The sequence below is a fragment of the Paenibacillus sp. N3/727 genome, from assembly GCF_022637315.1.
In the GTDB taxonomy this organism is placed as follows: Bacteria; Bacillota; Bacilli; order Paenibacillales; family Paenibacillaceae; genus Paenibacillus_AQ; species Paenibacillus_AQ uliginis.
The window spans coordinates 1883365-1898819 of the sequence record NZ_CP093336.1; the positions used below are offsets into that span (position 1 = coordinate 1883365).

At 45.3% G+C, this 15455-nt stretch carries 15 protein-coding genes and 1 pseudogene; 14 read left to right on the plus strand and 2 right to left on the minus strand.

The window, feature by feature from the left end; genetic code table 11:
• Positions 1–66: 66 nt before the first annotated feature.
• From MNQ98_RS08200 to MNQ98_RS08245, 10 genes and pseudogenes are all read left to right on the plus strand, one after another.
• Positions 67–831, plus strand: a complete 765-nt coding sequence (locus tag MNQ98_RS08200; RefSeq protein ID WP_241932737.1) for a creatininase family protein — start codon at positions 67–69, stop codon at positions 829–831.
• A 5-nt stretch (positions 832–836) separates the two neighbouring features.
• The gene (argH, locus tag MNQ98_RS08205; protein WP_241932738.1) at positions 837–2345 is read left to right on the plus strand and encodes an argininosuccinate lyase; all 1509 of its coding nucleotides are present in this window, start codon (positions 837–839) and stop codon (positions 2343–2345) included.
• A complete protein-coding gene (locus tag MNQ98_RS08210; RefSeq protein WP_241932739.1) occupies positions 2345–3340 on the plus strand; it encodes an N-acetylglucosamine kinase in 996 nt (331 codons plus the stop codon). The genes argH and MNQ98_RS08210 overlap by 1 nt, the downstream gene beginning before the upstream one ends.
• A 25-nt stretch (positions 3341–3365) precedes the next feature.
• Complete coding sequence (locus MNQ98_RS08215) at positions 3366–4115, plus strand: PIG-L deacetylase family protein (protein ID WP_241932740.1); 750 nt, start codon at positions 3366–3368, stop codon at positions 4113–4115.
• Between the two features lie 203 nt (positions 4116–4318).
• Positions 4319–4692, plus strand: a pseudogene (locus tag MNQ98_RS08220) (sigma-70 family RNA polymerase sigma factor); the annotation flags it as partial.
• A 187-nt stretch (positions 4693–4879) separates the two neighbouring features.
• On the plus strand, positions 4880–5647 hold the full coding sequence (locus MNQ98_RS08225; RefSeq protein ID WP_241932741.1) for an ABC transporter ATP-binding protein: 768 nt from the start codon (positions 4880–4882) through the stop codon (positions 5645–5647).
• On the plus strand, positions 5634–7565 hold the full coding sequence (locus tag MNQ98_RS08230; protein WP_241932742.1) for an FtsX-like permease family protein: 1932 nt from the start codon (positions 5634–5636) through the stop codon (positions 7563–7565). The genes MNQ98_RS08225 and MNQ98_RS08230 overlap by 14 nt, the downstream gene beginning before the upstream one ends.
• Before the next feature lie 27 nt (positions 7566–7592).
• The gene (locus tag MNQ98_RS08235; RefSeq protein ID WP_241932743.1) at positions 7593–7952 is read left to right on the plus strand and encodes a YxeA family protein; all 360 of its coding nucleotides are present in this window, start codon (positions 7593–7595) and stop codon (positions 7950–7952) included.
• Positions 7953–8281: 329 nt separating this feature from the next.
• Positions 8282–8734 carry a MarR family winged helix-turn-helix transcriptional regulator gene (locus MNQ98_RS08240; RefSeq protein WP_241932744.1) on the plus strand — a complete coding sequence of 151 codons (453 nt, stop codon included), beginning with the start codon at positions 8282–8284 and terminating at the stop codon, positions 8732–8734.
• Positions 8735–8794: 60 nt separating this feature from the next.
• On the plus strand, positions 8795–9868 hold the full coding sequence (locus tag MNQ98_RS08245; RefSeq protein WP_241932745.1) for a saccharopine dehydrogenase family protein: 1074 nt from the start codon (positions 8795–8797) through the stop codon (positions 9866–9868).
• A 101-nt stretch (positions 9869–9969) separates the two neighbouring features.
• Here the strand turns inward: MNQ98_RS08245 and MNQ98_RS08250 are convergent, their stop codons facing one another.
• Both MNQ98_RS08250 and MNQ98_RS08255 read right to left on the minus strand, forming a co-directional pair.
• The gene (locus MNQ98_RS08250; RefSeq protein ID WP_241932746.1) at positions 9970–10809 is read right to left on the minus strand and encodes a sugar phosphate isomerase/epimerase family protein; all 840 of its coding nucleotides are present in this window, start codon (positions 10807–10809) and stop codon (positions 9970–9972) included.
• A gap of 65 nt (positions 10810–10874) precedes the next feature.
• A complete protein-coding gene (locus MNQ98_RS08255; protein ID WP_208915151.1) occupies positions 10875–11948 on the minus strand; it encodes a M42 family metallopeptidase in 1074 nt (357 codons plus the stop codon).
• Between the two features lie 528 nt (positions 11949–12476).
• On the opposite strand from MNQ98_RS08255, the gene spoVAC reads away from it, so the two are divergent.
• The 4 genes from spoVAC to MNQ98_RS08275 all read left to right on the plus strand — a co-directional run bounded on the left by spoVAC (position 12477) and on the right by MNQ98_RS08275 (position 15454).
• The gene (spoVAC, locus tag MNQ98_RS08260; RefSeq protein ID WP_241933870.1) at positions 12477–12926 is read left to right on the plus strand and encodes a stage V sporulation protein AC; all 450 of its coding nucleotides are present in this window, start codon (positions 12477–12479) and stop codon (positions 12924–12926) included.
• Between the two features lie 2 nt (positions 12927–12928).
• A complete protein-coding gene (gene spoVAD / locus MNQ98_RS08265; RefSeq protein WP_241932747.1) occupies positions 12929–13942 on the plus strand; it encodes a stage V sporulation protein AD in 1014 nt (337 codons plus the stop codon).
• 6 nt (positions 13943–13948) lie between these two features.
• A complete protein-coding gene (gene spoVAE, locus MNQ98_RS08270) occupies positions 13949–14299 on the plus strand; it encodes a stage V sporulation protein AE (RefSeq protein WP_241932748.1) in 351 nt (116 codons plus the stop codon).
• Between the two features lie 198 nt (positions 14300–14497).
• Entirely contained in the window at positions 14498–15454 is a 957-nt protein-coding gene (locus MNQ98_RS08275; protein WP_241932749.1) for an AAA family ATPase, read from the plus strand.
• Position 15455: the final 1 nt, after the last annotated feature.

Here is a 15455-nt window from a genome sequence, read left to right on the forward strand (position 1 = left end):
AACATCGGTAGCGGGGGCCCCATTGGGCCCCCCAATACGATGGAGAAGCGGAGGTTTAAGGAGTATATGGATGTAATCGGAGTTCACGGGCGAGAAATCAGTCATGTGACGGAAAGTGCGCAATTCGCGGTCGTGCCCTTGGGGTCAGTGGAATATCATGGGCCGCATTCCCCACTCGGAACCGATACGATCTTGGCGGAAGGATTCGCGAAGCGGGTTAATGCAGCTCTGCGTCCTTTGATCTATCCGACGCTTCCGTTCTCGGCTTGCCCGGGCAAAACCCAGCATTATCCCGGAACAATATCGGTTCGCCCCTCGATTTTTATCGAGTATCTTACTGATGTTGTCGAAGGGATTTGCCGTCTTGGCATCTGCAATATCGTGCTTCTGAACGCTCATGACGCCAATATGGGCCCAGCCAGAGTCGTCGCTGAATCGGTGACTAGCACCTATCCCGACGCCAGCTTCCTTATTATCAACTGGTGGCAGATGGCGAGCGTCGATTTCACGCAGCAGTTAGGACTGTTCCAAGGGACGGCAGGAAGAGGGCATGGCGGTCCGTTTGAAATGTCCGCCGTCAAGGCGCTTCGCCCGGAAATGGTAGCCGTACAGGAATCGGACTTGGAATTAGATTCGTGTCCTCCTTTATCTTCTTTGCCTTATGTATTAGTAGAAGGAACCCCTCAAGGCTGGGACGGCTACACAGGACATATTCAGCAGTGCTCCTTGGAGGCGGGGCAGACAATCGTAGTAGAAGCAAGCCGCAATATGAACTTATTGATACAAGAATGGTTGGATATGAAAAAAAAGACGAACAAGGAGGCTAAATAGAGCCTATGGGATATCGTGAACAATGGTTGGAGACCGAAGGGGCCGCATTTCCCGGCAAAACGTATACAGAGGTTGTGTTGGAGCCGGCATTTAACGAGGCCAAGACTCATTTGCTGGGCCCGATGATGGCGATCAACAAGGCACATCTGATCATGCTGGAAAAGCAGCAATTGGTATCAACCGACGAAGCGAAGCAAATTGCCAAAGCAATCCGGTCGATCGACCCGGAGGCGCTTCGCCAAGCTAGCTATACGGGACAGTTCGAGGATTTGTTCTTTCAGGTAGAGCATCAGATGCTGGAGCATGCGGGCGATATCGCAGGCAATTTGCACCTGGCGCGCAGCCGCAATGACATGGGCATTTCCATTTATCGCATGGTTCTACGGGAGAAGTTGATCGTGACATTGACCTCCGCGCTGAAGCTCAATGAGCAGCTGCTGCTATTCGCCAAAGACCACACAGATACGCTTATGATCGGCTACACTCATACGCAGCAGGCTCAGCCGACGACGCTTGCACATTATTTTATGGCCGTTGTTGATTCGCTTAACCGGGATATTCGGCGGATGATGGCGTCCTTCACGAACTGCAACCGAAGCAGCATGGGGGCAGCGGCGCTTACAACGTCGGGCTTCGCAATCAGTCGGGAGCAGATGATGGAGCTGCTCGCCTTCGACGAGCTTATCGACAATTCGTACGACGCGATCGGCGGTGCCGATTACTTGGGTGAAGTGGCGACGGCCGTGCAGCTGGCGGCGATCAATTTGGGCCGGGTCGTTCAAGATATGCTGCTCTGGTGCACACAGGAATTCGGCGCGTTAAAGGTGGCGGCTCCGTATGTACAGATTAGCTCGATCATGCCGCAAAAACGCAATCCCGTTTCATTTGAGCATATGCGTGCTCTGCTATCGAGCTGCGTAGGCAATACGAACACGGTACTGTCGATGATTCACAATACGCCGTTCGGGGACATCGTAGACACTGAGGACGATATGCAGCCTTATGCGTGGAGAAGCCTCGACATTATGGATAAAATGTACCGGTTGTTCGCTGCCGTCATTGGTACGATGGAAGTGAACAAAGAGGTGCTTCGCGAGCGGACGCAAGGAAGCTTCGCCACGGTAACCGAGCTGGCGGACACGCTTGTCCGCACGGACGGCTTGTCGTTCAGAAAAGCGCATCATATCGTCAGTGACGTGGTAAAGCTGTCCTTGGCGCAAGGCCTGGCGGCTAACGAGATTACGTTGTCCATCGTCAACGAAAGCGCACAGCGCCACATCGGACGGGATTCTTCTCTTAGCGAGGAGACGCTGCGCGAGGCGCTCGACCCTGTGCATTTTGTAGAGATTCGCTCATTGCCGGGAGGGCCGAGCCCGAAGGAAATTAATCGTATGATCGACATTCGAATGAACCAGCATCACGCACATGTTCATTGGCTTGGGCAAGTACAAAGTAAAATTGAGCAGGCGCTGCAGCATTTGGATCAAGTCATCCTAGAGTGGAGTGGTTCTTGATGGATAAGCACACCATCCCTCTGCTTGCTATCGACGGCGGGGGGACGAAGTGCCTTGCGGTCTTTACAGACAGGCAGGGGAATATACTCGGACAAGGAAAGGGCGGTTCCTCCAATTACCAAGGCAGCGGGAAAGATGGGGTCATCCGCGAACTGAAAGTCGGGATTGAAGAAGCGGTCGCGGATTTGTGTGAGAGGAACGGAATTGATGTATCGCATGTAGAGATTGAAGTGGAATGCGCCGTGTTCGCCCTTGCGGGACTAGATACGGAATACGACCGGCGCATTATTACTGGATTGGTAGAGGAAGTGCTGAAGCTGCTGCCGATACAGGTCAAGCATCTAATTGTAGAAAACGACGGCTACGCTGCACTCCTCGGGGCAACAGACGGCGATCCGGGGATTCTGGCCATTGCCGGAACGGGGTCGATCATATTCGGCATCAACGATCAAGGACAGACGGCCAGAGCCGGAGGCTGGGGTCATCGGGTCGGTGACGAAGGCAGCGGCTATTGGATCGGCAAGCAGGCAGTGATGGCGATTCTCAAGGCTTATGACGGGCGGAATGAGGGTACTCGGCTCGGTAAATGGGTGCTCCCGCATTTTGGTATGGAAAATGAAGAGGATTTGTTCAACTGGGTATATGGCCCCGAGTATTCCGTCGAAAAAGTAAGTGAGCTCTCCCGTGCGGTTGGCCAAGCGGCCTCTGACGGAGACAAGGAAGCGCATCAAATTCTGGAGGTGGCCGCTCACGAGCTGTTTATCGCTGTCGCAGCGGTTATACGTCATTTGTCGTTCCAGAATAAACCATTTACAATGATACTACTGGGTGGCGTTCTGCAACACGAAGGATACGTTCGGGATATGTTAATGCACAAGATTAAAGCGCACGCTCCACAGGTTCAATGGGACAAGGCTCGGAAGGAGCCGATTTACGGTGTAACAGCCATGGGACTTTCTTATTTGGAAACGAAGGTATCTACTAAGGTTCAGTAAGATACGAACAGTAGGGGGGGAGGGAATGAAGAAAAGATGGTTATTCGTGTTTGCCCATCCAGATGACGAATCTTTTGCAGCCGGAGGCACGATCGCGAAGCTCAGCAGCATGGGGCACGAGGTTTTTCTGGCGTGCGCTACATCGGGATGCAGGGGGAAGTCGGGAGAATTTCAATTCGCTACCCGCGAAGAATTGGCCCGATTTCGTGAGCAGGAGCTGCGGAGCGCATGCTCCGTACTGGGTTTTGCCGACCTCATTCTATACCGTTATCCAGATGGCGAACTAAAGTCACTCGATTTGGAAACGCTGGTCCATCAAATTCAATCAACTATTATGGAGCTGAAGCCGGATGTCATCCTTACGTTTCCACCGGACGGAGTTACCGGACATCCTGATCATATCGCGATTTCCGCAGCAGTAGTTAAGGCGGTCGTGCTGGCAGAAGCGCAATACCCAGAGGGGCAGCAGCCATCATTATATTTTACCTCAATTCCCCATTACTACGACCATTGCAAGGATTCGGGGCCGAAGCATACGTGCCCGATTACAGTGAGAGTCGATATCAGTAACTTTCGTCAGCACAAGGGGGAGGCTTTACAAGCCTACCGGAGCCAGATTTACTCGGTAAACCGCGCCTATCCCGGGGTCATGGACGACGACTATACAGTCATCTGTGACTATGAATATTACACATTGGTTCGTGCCAATGGTCAGCAGATGCAAGAGGAGACGGTACTGGCTTTGAACGAGCTGCCGATGTTGGATTTGATGTAATAAGTTGTTTTTGATTGAACATTCTGATTCTCGATACTGTTCCTGCCGTTCCTCTGCGAATGTGTAGTGAACATGGATGCAGCTGGTAATCTCTAAAAATCGGACAAGCAAATCCTGTTAATCGTTCTACATGATTTGATCGAAAAGCGCGATTCGGTTAAAACGATACTAACGAGGCTTACTTGGACAGCTACACTACTGACATTAGAATAGAGATACTGATGCATCTTCGTTCCCTGAAGAAGACCCGCAAGGATGTATCTCTTCACGATCCAATTGGAACGGATAAAGAGGGTAATGAAATCACATTGATAGATATCCTTGGCTCAGAGGCTGATGATATTCTGGATGCGGTGCAGTTGAAGATTGAAAAGAGCAAGATTTACCGCAATCTGGACATTTTGGACGACCGGGAGAAGGAAGTGGTTATCGGGCGTTTCGGCCTTGAAGCAGGCGGTGAGGAACGGACGCAGCGGGAGATCGCGAAGGAGCTCGGGATTTCGCGCAGCTATGTATCACGGATTGAGAAGCGGCATTAATGAAGTTGTATCATGAGTTTTATAAGGCCAAAAGATAGAGTGTCGATTGCATTCCCATACTAACAACAAAAATACTTTCTAAACTAATCTCAAAGCGAATTTGCTTTGAGATTTTTCTATTTAAGATTTATGTAAGGTTTAAATTAAAAAGGTGTAAGGTTCAAGGTTTATTATAACTATTGAAGACAGGAGAAATTTTAAACTTACGATTTAGGAGACACAAATATGAAACCAATCTTACAAGCAAAGAATGTTCAAAAAGTTTTTGGTGCCAAAGGAAATGTGTATACAGCACTACAAGATATTAATGTAGAGATTCAAGAGGGTGAATTTACCGGAATCATGGGTCCGTCTGGTGCTGGTAAATCCACGCTTTTAAATATTTTCTCCACAATCGATACACCATCATCAGGAGAAATCATTATCGCTGGTCAAAATATCGTCAAAATGAAGGAAGCTCAATTATCGGATTTTCGTCGCAATAAGTTGGGCTTTATTTTCCAAGAATACAATTTACTTGATACCTTAACGGTAAAAGAGAATATTTTACTTCCACTTGCTTTATCAAGAGTACCAGTGAAAGAAATCGAAAAACGAGTCAATGAAATCGCTGATACATTCGGTATTCGAGAAATTTTAGATAAATACCCATACCACATATCTGGAGGTCAAAAGCAGCGAGCAGCTGCATCTCGTGCTATTGTTGCAAATCCAAGCTTAATATTAGCTGACGAGCCAACAGGTGCATTAGATTCAAAATCTGCCACTAGTTTACTAGAAAGCTTGAGCACATTAAACGAAAAGAATAAATCAACGATCCTGATGGTAACGCACGATGCGTACGCAGCAAGTTTCTGTAAACGAGTTTTATTTATAAAAGATGGTCAACTCTTTACGGAACTGCTGAAAGGGCAGCAATCCCGTAAGGATTTCTTCCAAAAGGTATTAGATGTCCTGTCTTCTCTTGGAGGTGGGCATAGTGACATTATTTAGTATTGCTAAAAAAAATATAGTGCAAAATTTCAATAACTATTTCTTATATTTTGCTTCGATGATTTTTAGTATAGTCATTTACTTTACATTCGTTTCATTGAAATATGATACAACGATTCAAGCGACTTCTGATGGGTCACCAAAAATTAGTTCTGTTTTTAGTGGTGCAGCATTTGTTTTAATGATTTTTGTAGCTATTTTCATATGGTATTCTAACTCCTTCTTTACAAGGAAACGTAAAAAAGAAGTAGGTTTATATTCTTTACTGGGTGTTCGTAAAAAGCAAATTGGTCGTATGCTTTTCTATGAAAATTTTATTATGGGGATATTAGCACTCGTGATCGGAATTTTAATTGGCTCTGTATTATCAAAGTTTTTCGTGTCCATTTTAATGAAGGTTATGGGATATGAAGCAATCACGAATTTCTCAATTTCATCTGAAGCAGTTATTAACACGGTCTTAGTCTTTGTTGTTATTACACTAATTACCTCATTCCAAGGGTATAGACTTATCTATCGCTTTAAATTAATTGATCTATTTCAGGCCGATAAAGAAGGAGAACAAGAACCCAAAGCATCTATGATGGTTGCTTTATTATCTCTTATTCTAATTGGTGCTGGTTACTGGATAGCGCTTCAAAACTTTATTGAGTCGAATGTTTGGAGATCTTTAGGTTTTGCGATAACTCCAATGGTAATCTTAGTTACGGTTATTCTGGGTACGTATTTGTTATTTAGCACATTAACTGTATACCTATTAAAAATGTCAAGAAAGAATAAAAAGAACTATTGGAAAGGAATTAACATCATAGGGACGTCCCAACTTCTATACCGAATTAAAGGGAATGCTCGTACACTAACTATCATTGCCGTACTGGGTGCCACAACATTAACAGCGGTTGGAACGGCATACAGTTTGTATTACAACAACAGAAGTAGTGTAGAGACAATAAATCCCAATAGCATGATGTTTATTGCTACGGATAAGAACTTAACAAAACTTGTTGAAGATATCGTATCAAACAATAAAGATCATAACGTTGTATATCATGAATCGATTCCAACACTTCAACTAGATGCAGATATAACAAACCTAAAAGATAAATTTTCTAATGATGAAGAGAAATATACGATTATTTCAAACAGTCATTTTAACGAATTAGCAAAAGCACAAGAACGCAATGATTTCCTTTCTTTAAAAGCTAATGAAGCAGCTGCGTTAGACGCAGTCTACATGGAAGGGATGTCACCAAAATATGTAGGAGCCACGATTTCTTTAAAGCTTAATGGAAGTGATGAGAAGATTACATTTACAAATTTAAAGAAATATAGTGTCCTCAATCTTTATACTGCCTATACTTCTCTTGTTGTCAGTGATGAATTATTTACGAAATTAGAGAAAGAAGCAAGTCCAACATACATGGAAGTGTATAACATCACGAATGAAGATGATGCAGAACAATTAACAAAAAATATTCAATCGATCGTACCAGATGAAGCAGCATTCTCAAGTTTTTATGTGAACTATGCATCAGGGTTAGAATCATCAGGCTTGTTAATATTCATGGGTGGATTTCTGGGATTAGTCTTCCTGGCTGCAACAGGAAGTATCATTTACTTTAAGCAATTAACAGAAGCTAACTCAGATAAAGGTCGATATGAGATTCTTAACAAAATAGGAGTGAACAAAAAAGAAGTACGAAAATCAATTGCGAAGCAAATATTGTTTGTTTTTGCCCTGCCATTACTTGCAGGATCAGCTCATAGTATTGTGGCATTAACTGCTTTATCAAAATTATTACAAACAAATCTAGTTATTCCAGTAGTCATTTGCATGGGGGTATATACCTGCATTTACATCGTTTACTACTTCTTAACAGTAAATGCTTACTACAAAATAGTGACGAAAACGAATTAAATAATAAATTATACGAGGAGTAGAACAATGAAAAAATTAATCATATCTGTTTCGGTAATAGCGGCACTTGTAATTGGGTCTTTGATTTTTATTCAGAATGTAAATATAAACAGGATCGGTGCAGACGAATACTTTGTTCAAATTAAAGGAGAAGGCGAGAAATTAGATGTTAAAGCAGCTAATGGTCAGCATTTTGAAGACTACAAATACACCTTACAAGCGATTAACAAAGAAGGAATAGAAAAAATGATGACATTTACAGCGCAAAAACAACTTCGTGAAGAAGCTTTTCTAAGACTTTATGTTAAAGAAGAGAAAGGAGTAACATCTTGGCAAGAGGTAACAAAAGATGAACTACCGGAAAAAGCAAAAGAGAAATTTGAATAACCTAGACAGAAGGAAGATAAAGGATATGGAAGAGGGAGCTGTCCCAACGCATTCACGACGCGAACAAGATTTTTAAGGATTGTCTTCTTCCAGATCTATTGGCAGATAAAGTTGGTCCATGGTATAAGGAATGTACAAAGAAACCGTTCCTTTCGTAAGTGGTTGGGTCGTACCTCCATTTTACAAGAGAACGGTTTCTTTATGTTTAGATCTTTTACAGTAGATTATGCGCGGAGCGTCTTCCAACAGACAGAAGGGGTGTCCCAGGTCTATGGACCTTTTGGAACACCCCCATTGACAATGTTATGTTTAGTAGCTAAACTAAAATCATGGATAAATTAAATTACTTGTCATCTGACAACAACAAAGGAAGCCGCAATCTTGGCCGATTGATATTGCAGCTCCGGCGGTTAGAACGCCACCCGCATACATTTGGTAAAGCCGGTTCTCTGACCCCCAGTGAAATTCACACGATTGAAGCGATTGGATACGAGGGAGGCGTGCTGATGAGCGAGCTTGCCGCGCGTCTCGCTGTTACAAAAGGTGCGGTCACCCAGCTTATCGTTCGTCTGGAAGCGAAAGATTTGGTGACACGTTCGCCACATCCGCATGATTCCAGAGCGACTATCATCTCACTAACCGATATAGGGAAGGAGGCTTTTAAGGCGCACGAGGAAGTGCATATTCAGTTTTATGATCAACTTCGTTCACAGCTTAACGAGCAGGAGATCGAAATTTTTGAAAAATGCATTGAAACACTAAATGAAATTTTGCGCAAATAATTTTTTTTTGGATAAATAGTTTAGTATCTATACTATAATGGATCTTCGGAGGATAAACATATGAAAGACAAGATCGTAGTCATTGGGGGTTATGGTCAAGTAGGCCAAGTGATATGCAGCAGCCTGGGAGATTTGTTTCCCGGAAAGGTTTACGCTGCCGGAAGAAGCTTTGATAAAGCTGCACGTTTTGCTGCAACTACCGGCAATAAAGTGATTCCGATTCAACTGGATGCACATGATATCAACGCAGTTGACCTTTTGGAGGAGGGAACGATTGTGGTCATGTGCCTGGATCAAGACAACACTAATTTCGTAGAGAGATGTCTCCAAAAGAAAATACACAATATCGATATATCTGCGTCGCATGACTTTTTATCCAAAGTAAGGAGTATTGAGAAACATATGACACCGTTAGAATCGACTTCGGTATTGAGTGTCGGTTTAGCGCCGGGACTCACCAACATGCTGGCAAAACAATGCACTAATACGATGGATCAAGTTCATTCGGCTGATATTTTCATCATGTTAGGTTTGGGAGAGCAGCATGGTCATGCTGCAATAGAGTGGATGGTTGATAATATAGCTTCGAGCTTTTCCGTGGTTGAGAATGGAGTGAACAAACAAGTGAGAAGTTTAGAGGATGGTAAAACGACGGATTTTCCCGGAAAATTCGGTCGAAGAACAGCTTACCGATTTAATTTTTCAGATCAACATGTTTTACCGGAAACGTTGGGCATTCCTTCAGTTTCCACACGTATTTGTTTCGACTCGTCATGGATAACCCGCCAAATCGCTTTAATGAAAAAGTTAGGCGTATATCGTTCGCTTCAATATCCTGCCGTCCGACGTTCCATGATCAATCTGCTTGGTAAATTTCACTTGGGAACAGAGGTATATGCTGCAAAAGTTAGTGCAAATGGCATATATAACGCTCAATCCGTCTGCTATGAATGTTCGATTCATGGACAGAGTGAGTCGTTCATAACGGGAAAAACCGCAGCATTCATAGCAAAAAAACTGTATCTGCATGATTATCGCCCAGGTATTTTTCATATAGAGGAGTTATTTGAGCCTATGGAGCTGATCGAGGAATTAAAGGAGTGGGCTGCCTTCGAAGAAGGCTGGAAAAGTTAAACAACGCCTAAAGCAGCTGCGTGTTACTTGAGCAGATGCCTTAGGCGTTGTTTTTTTACTGTAACTGATAATGGCTGTGGCCTTTTTGTCAGTTCTGTTGCTTACAGTAATCCGGCTGCCTGAAATACTTTGTCAAAGGCTTGGCGAGACCGGGCAGCAAGTTGATCAGGGGAATCGGTTGGGGTGGATGGGGTCAGAATTTCCTGGGCCACGGGACCATTATACCCGATTTGATGCAGCCCTCTTAAAAATCCTGCCAAATTGATTATACCTTCACCTGGGTAAATACGGTCATTGTCTAGCACATCCTCAACAGGGACGTCTTTCGCATCGTTGATATGTACATGAACAATTTGGTCTGCTCTCAGACGCAATATATCGGATTCGTTCAAGCCGTTCGTGTACCAATGATAGGAGTCGAATAATAGTCCGACATTCGGTTCGTGAATCGCATCAATCCAATTGAGTGTTTCGTCGACTGTCCAGATAAAAGGATTTTTCCATTGTGTGCGCAAATGATGCGGACCGACAAACTCCAGGCCGAGCCTGATTCCATAAGCGCCGAGGATATTAGCACATATCCGAAGGCGCTTGGTTGCAACAGCCATGAAATGCGCACCCGGGTAATCCGTCGAGGGAAGAATGTAAGTACAGCATCGGGTGCATCCGAGTGCGGAGGCTGCCGCTGCCGTTGCTGGTAATTGACTTATTCCTTCTAAAAATATATGCTCGTCAGCTCTCCATTCAACAGGAAGACCGATGGCTCCGATCGTAAGATTGAGTTCCAGAAGACGTTCGACAGCCGTTTCGGCTCCGAGACGGTCAACCAGCTCTTTGGCTTCAAGATCCACACTCTGAAAATGGTACTGGGATGCCAGCTCCATGAGTTGCTCATCATTTGCAATTTCACCTAAACCAGCACGTGTTAATCCTTGTAGCATGAAGATGTCCCTCCAATTGTGTGTAATCGAGTCTGTTCAGCGTGATTTGAAAGCCTTATACCCAGTTATGCCCGCTCCAAAATCGTATTCAATGTCGTACGATCCAGTCCTTTAACCAGCTTAATAAGCAATTCTTTGGCTGCCTCGTAGTCATCTGTATGGATGATGGATGAGGAAGTATGGATGTATCTTGAACAAATGCCGATGATCGTGGAAGGAACACCGATCCCACTCAAATGCACCTGTCCTGCATCTGTGCCGCCTGGAGATACAAAGTATTGGTATTTGATTTTGTTGGTGTCAGCTGTGTCTTGCACATATTCGACCATTCCGCGGTGCGTCAGCATCGTTGGGTCGAAAATGCGCAGCAGCGCGCCTTGTCCAAGCTGTCCGAACTGACTCTTGTCACCCATCATATCGTTCGCTGCGCTGGCATCAAGTCCGAAGAAAATGTCCGGTTGGATCAGGTTGGCTGATGTCCGCGCACCACGCAAACCGAGTTCTTCCTGAACGGTAGCTCCGGCGTATACGGTATTAGGAAGCTTTTCGCCGTGAAGAGCCTTTACAAGCTCAATGGCCAGTCCAACACCATAGCGGTTATCCCAGGCTTTCGCCATGATTTTCTTGGGGTTCGCAAGTGGAGTGAACTCACAGATCGGAACAATCTGCTGTCCTGGACGGATACCGAACGATTCGGCTTCGGCTTTATTATCCGCACCGATATCTACATACATTGTCTTGATGTCAACCGGCTTGCTGCGCTGTGCTTCATCCAACAGATGGGTAGGAATGGAGCCAACCACTCCAGTGATCGGACCTTGATCCGTAATAATCTGCAGCCGCTGTGCGAGCACAGCCTGACTCCACCAACCACCTAAAGGCTGAAAGCGGATCATGCCGGCTTCCGTAATTCCCGTTACCATAAAGCCTACCTCATCCATATGACCTGCGACCATTACTCGAGGACCTTCATCATTTCCGCGCAAGACCGCGAAGATGCTTCCTAAGCGATCCTGCAGGAATTCGTCTGTATATGGGGAGAGGGCATCCTTAACCCATGAACGCAGTTCACGTTCAAAGCCCGGAGCCGCCGGGAATTCTGTTAAAGTCCGCAGCAAATCCATTGTCGATTGATTCATAATGTGTTCGCTCCTTTTTTCGAAGGTATGTATAAGATTCATGTTCTAGTATGCCCTTCCAGCGTCGAAAAGTCCATGCTATCACATGGCCTTATTAACCTTCGTCAATGCATAGGCACCTATACCGGTGACAACGAGTATACTGTACTGAACTTGCTTTGCCGTATTTACCTTAGAAGGGAGCATTATATGAAACAACATACCCTCGATTTATGCAGCCAGCATGGCAAAGCCAGTGAGTTTCTACTGGTGCTAGTGCTCTTTATTTTGCTGGTGGTTTTGTTGATGTATGTGTTGATCTGAATGATCAATGTTAAGGCCAGTACGTAAAAACAGCTTTAGGCAAAGTGCTTGAAGCTGTTTTTTTATATGGATGATTTACCAAACATACATAAAGAAAGTTAATTCAAACCATAATGATAAGAGCGAAATGTCTATAATCCCCAACTTGCGAAAGCAACATATACTTAGCCGGAGGTGTACGAATTGCCTGACTCTAAACAAAAATCCGAATCAAAACTAAATTCGATGAGTCCGGAGGAATACAAATCGATCGCCAAAAAACATGAACCGCCGAGCAATATACTGAAGAACTGCTTAAAAGCTTTTTTAGTGGGAGGATTGATTTGTGTTATCGGACAAGGTATCCAGCAGTTCTTTATGTCGGTGTTCCATATGAGCACAAAAGAGGCCAGCAACCCGACGGTAGCGGTACTCATATTGATTTCCGTTATTCTGACAAGCTTCGGGGTATACGATAAAATCGCCCAGTGGGCAGGAGCCGGCACGGCCGTTCCGGTAACCGGGTTCGCCAACTCCATGTGCTCTGCCGCACTTGAGCATCGTGCGGAAGGACTTGTGCTTGGCGTAGGAGCCAGCATGTTCAAACTTGCGGGTTCCGTTATCGTCTTCGGTACCGTAGCTGCATTTATCATAGGTATTATCTATGCTCTTCTGGGCATAGGAGGAGGCCATTGATTATGAAAGTGACCGGACAAACCTGGAAGTTTGAGAATAAACCAGTCATTTTGGGAGCCTCTTCGATTGTCGGTCCTGATGAGGGGGAAGGCCCATTAGCTCAGGATTTTGATTATATATACGATAATATAGAAATTAACGAAAAGACCTGGGAGAAAGGTGAGCGGCGTTTGCTAGAGGATGCGGCTAGAACGGCACTGGAGAACTCAGGCATTACAGAAGAACAGCTACAGTTTTATGTAGGTGGAGACCTGATGAATCAGATCATCAGCAGCTCCTTCGCCGCCCGTAAAATGGGTGTTCCATACATCGGAGTATTCGGAGCCTGCTCTACTTCCATGGAAAGCTTGGCTATTGCCTCACTTATGGTAGATTCGGGTGCTGCACAATATGCGATGGCGGGCACAGCGAGTCATAACTGTACGGTTGAAAAACAGTTCCGTTATCCGACAGAGTATGGCTCTCAGAAGCCGCCGTATGCGCAATATACAATTACCGGAGCCGGATGTTCGGTTGTAGCGACCCAAGGGGTCGGACCGGAAATCACTTACGCTACGATTGGTAAAGTGATGGATCTAGGAATAAAGGATCCTTTCAATATGGGTACAGCTATGGCACCTGCAGCTGTGGACACCATTTCCGCACACTTTAAGGATAGCGGACGCTCTCCCGGATATTATGATTTGGTCGTGACAGGGGATTTGGCGGCTGTCGGGTTACCCATTGCCAAAGAGCTCCTTCAAAAAGAAGGAGTCCGCATGGAGGAGACTGATTTTATGGATTGCGGCCTTATGATTTACGACCGTGATAAACAGAAGTATGTGTTATCTGGTGGAAGCGGCTGCGGATGCTCTGCCGTTGTTACTTATGGTCATATCCTCAAACGAATGCGACGCGGCGAGCTCAAAAAAGTGCTGGTTGTGGCAACAGGAGCATTGCTCTCACCGCTTTCATATCAGCAGGGCGAGAGTATCCCTTGTATCGCCCATGCCGTAGCTTTAGAGATGGGAGGTTGAAGAAGCATGCAATTTTTATGGGCTTTTATTATCGGCGGTTTGATCTGTGTCGTTGGACAGATCATGATGGATGCATTCAAGCTCACACCCGCCCATACGATGAGTACACTCGTTGTGGCCGGCGCGATTGCTGATGCTTTTGGCTTATACGATCCACTGGTCAAATTTGCTGGCGCGGGTGCTTCTGTACCGATCACGAGCTTTGGTAACTCTCTTGTGCACGGAGCTTTGTCTGAACTTCAACGTGACGGATGGATCGGTGTTGTTACAGGTATTTTTGAAATCACAAGTGCCGGGATATCATCGGCGATCATCTTTTCGTTTCTGGCCGCACTGATCGTACGTCCCAAAGGCTGAAGATACGGTTCATATGGATGATACACTACAGCTCCGGATGTTTTTCCGGGGCTCTTTGCTGTTTAGGAAAGATATGAACAGGATAACTCTTTTGCAGGAATGCATTTTTGAATGGACTCTTGAATGTACTCAGCGACCTTCATCATGTACAATAGTAGTTAATCTACTATTTATTCCCTTACAGGAGGTTTTTAATACATGCCCGTAAGTCAAGAATCCATGAATATCATTTCTTCGGTACGCTCCAATCTGGAATCGTGCCTGCTGGGCAAGGAATTCGAAATCCAGCTTCTTCTTACTGCGCTGCTTGCCGGCGGACATGTCCTGATTGAGGATGTTCCGGGAACGGGCAAGACTCAGTTAATTAAAGCACTCGCCAAATCCATGCAAGGAGATTACCGGCGCATACAGTGTAATCCTGACATTCTACCAAGTGATATAACAGGTGTATCGGTGTTTCACCCCCGTGATGAACGGTTCTATTTCCGTCCGGGGCCTGTAATGACGAATGTTCTTCTCGCCGACGAGATCAATCGCGCAACGACCAAGACGCAATCGGCCTTGTTAGAAGTTATGGAAGAACGTAGTGTAACCGTAGATGGAGAGACACATGAACTTCCACATCCGTTTATGCTGTGTGCTACGCAGAATCCAATTGATTTTGAAGGCACTTATATGCTTCCCGAAGCTCAGTTGGACCGTTTCATGCTGAAAATCAGCTTGGGCTATCCTGATGCCGCCACCGAAAAAGAGCTGATGTTCCGTTCTAAAAATGGACAGTTGGTGGACAAGCTCAGACCGGTGACACATATGGACAGTATCTCGGCCATTCAGTACGAAATTCGGGATGTGTTTATTGGAGACCCGGTAGCCGATTATTTGTTAGGCATAACGCGTGCTACAAGAGAGCACCCGGCTGTCATTCTGGGAGCGAGTCCACGCGCTACACTTTCGTTTATGAATGCCGTAAAGGCTTATGCGTTCTTGCAGCAACGGGATTACGTACTGCCTGATGATGTCAAAACTCTTGCGCCTTATGTCTTGTCACACCGGATTATGCTGCGTCCGGAATCCAGACTTGACAATGCGACGACAGAGTCGGTGCTACAATTTATTCTAAGGCAAGTAAAAGTGCCCGTACAGATGGGGAGATAAG

Excerpts from the sequence above, each read along its gene's own strand:
- MNQ98_RS08200 (WP_241932737.1), top strand. The coding sequence starts at position 67 with ATGGATGTAATCGGAGTTCACGGGCGAGAAATCAGTCATGTGACGGAA.
- argH (WP_241932738.1), top strand. The coding sequence starts at position 837 with ATGGGATATCGTGAACAATGGTTGGAGACCGAAGGGGCCGCATTTCCC.
- MNQ98_RS08210 (WP_241932739.1), top strand. The coding sequence starts at position 2,345 with ATGGATAAGCACACCATCCCTCTGCTTGCTATCGACGGCGGGGGGACG.
- MNQ98_RS08215 (WP_241932740.1), top strand. The coding sequence starts at position 3,366 with ATGAAGAAAAGATGGTTATTCGTGTTTGCCCATCCAGATGACGAATCT.
- MNQ98_RS08225 (WP_241932741.1), top strand. The coding sequence starts at position 4,880 with ATGAAACCAATCTTACAAGCAAAGAATGTTCAAAAAGTTTTTGGTGCC.
- MNQ98_RS08235 (WP_241932743.1), top strand. The coding sequence starts at position 7,593 with ATGAAAAAATTAATCATATCTGTTTCGGTAATAGCGGCACTTGTAATT.
- MNQ98_RS08240 (WP_241932744.1), top strand. The coding sequence starts at position 8,282 with ATGGATAAATTAAATTACTTGTCATCTGACAACAACAAAGGAAGCCGC.
- MNQ98_RS08245 (WP_241932745.1), top strand. The coding sequence starts at position 8,795 with ATGAAAGACAAGATCGTAGTCATTGGGGGTTATGGTCAAGTAGGCCAA.
- MNQ98_RS08250 (WP_241932746.1), bottom strand. The coding sequence starts at position 10,809 with ATGCTACAAGGATTAACACGTGCTGGTTTAGGTGAAATTGCAAATGAT.
- MNQ98_RS08255 (WP_208915151.1), bottom strand. The coding sequence starts at position 11,948 with ATGAATCAATCGACAATGGATTTGCTGCGGACTTTAACAGAATTCCCG.
- spoVAC (WP_241933870.1), top strand. The coding sequence starts at position 12,477 with ATGAGTCCGGAGGAATACAAATCGATCGCCAAAAAACATGAACCGCCG.
- spoVAD (WP_241932747.1), top strand. The coding sequence starts at position 12,929 with ATGAAAGTGACCGGACAAACCTGGAAGTTTGAGAATAAACCAGTCATT.
- spoVAE (WP_241932748.1), top strand. The coding sequence starts at position 13,949 with ATGCAATTTTTATGGGCTTTTATTATCGGCGGTTTGATCTGTGTCGTT.
- MNQ98_RS08275 (WP_241932749.1), top strand. The coding sequence starts at position 14,498 with ATGCCCGTAAGTCAAGAATCCATGAATATCATTTCTTCGGTACGCTCC.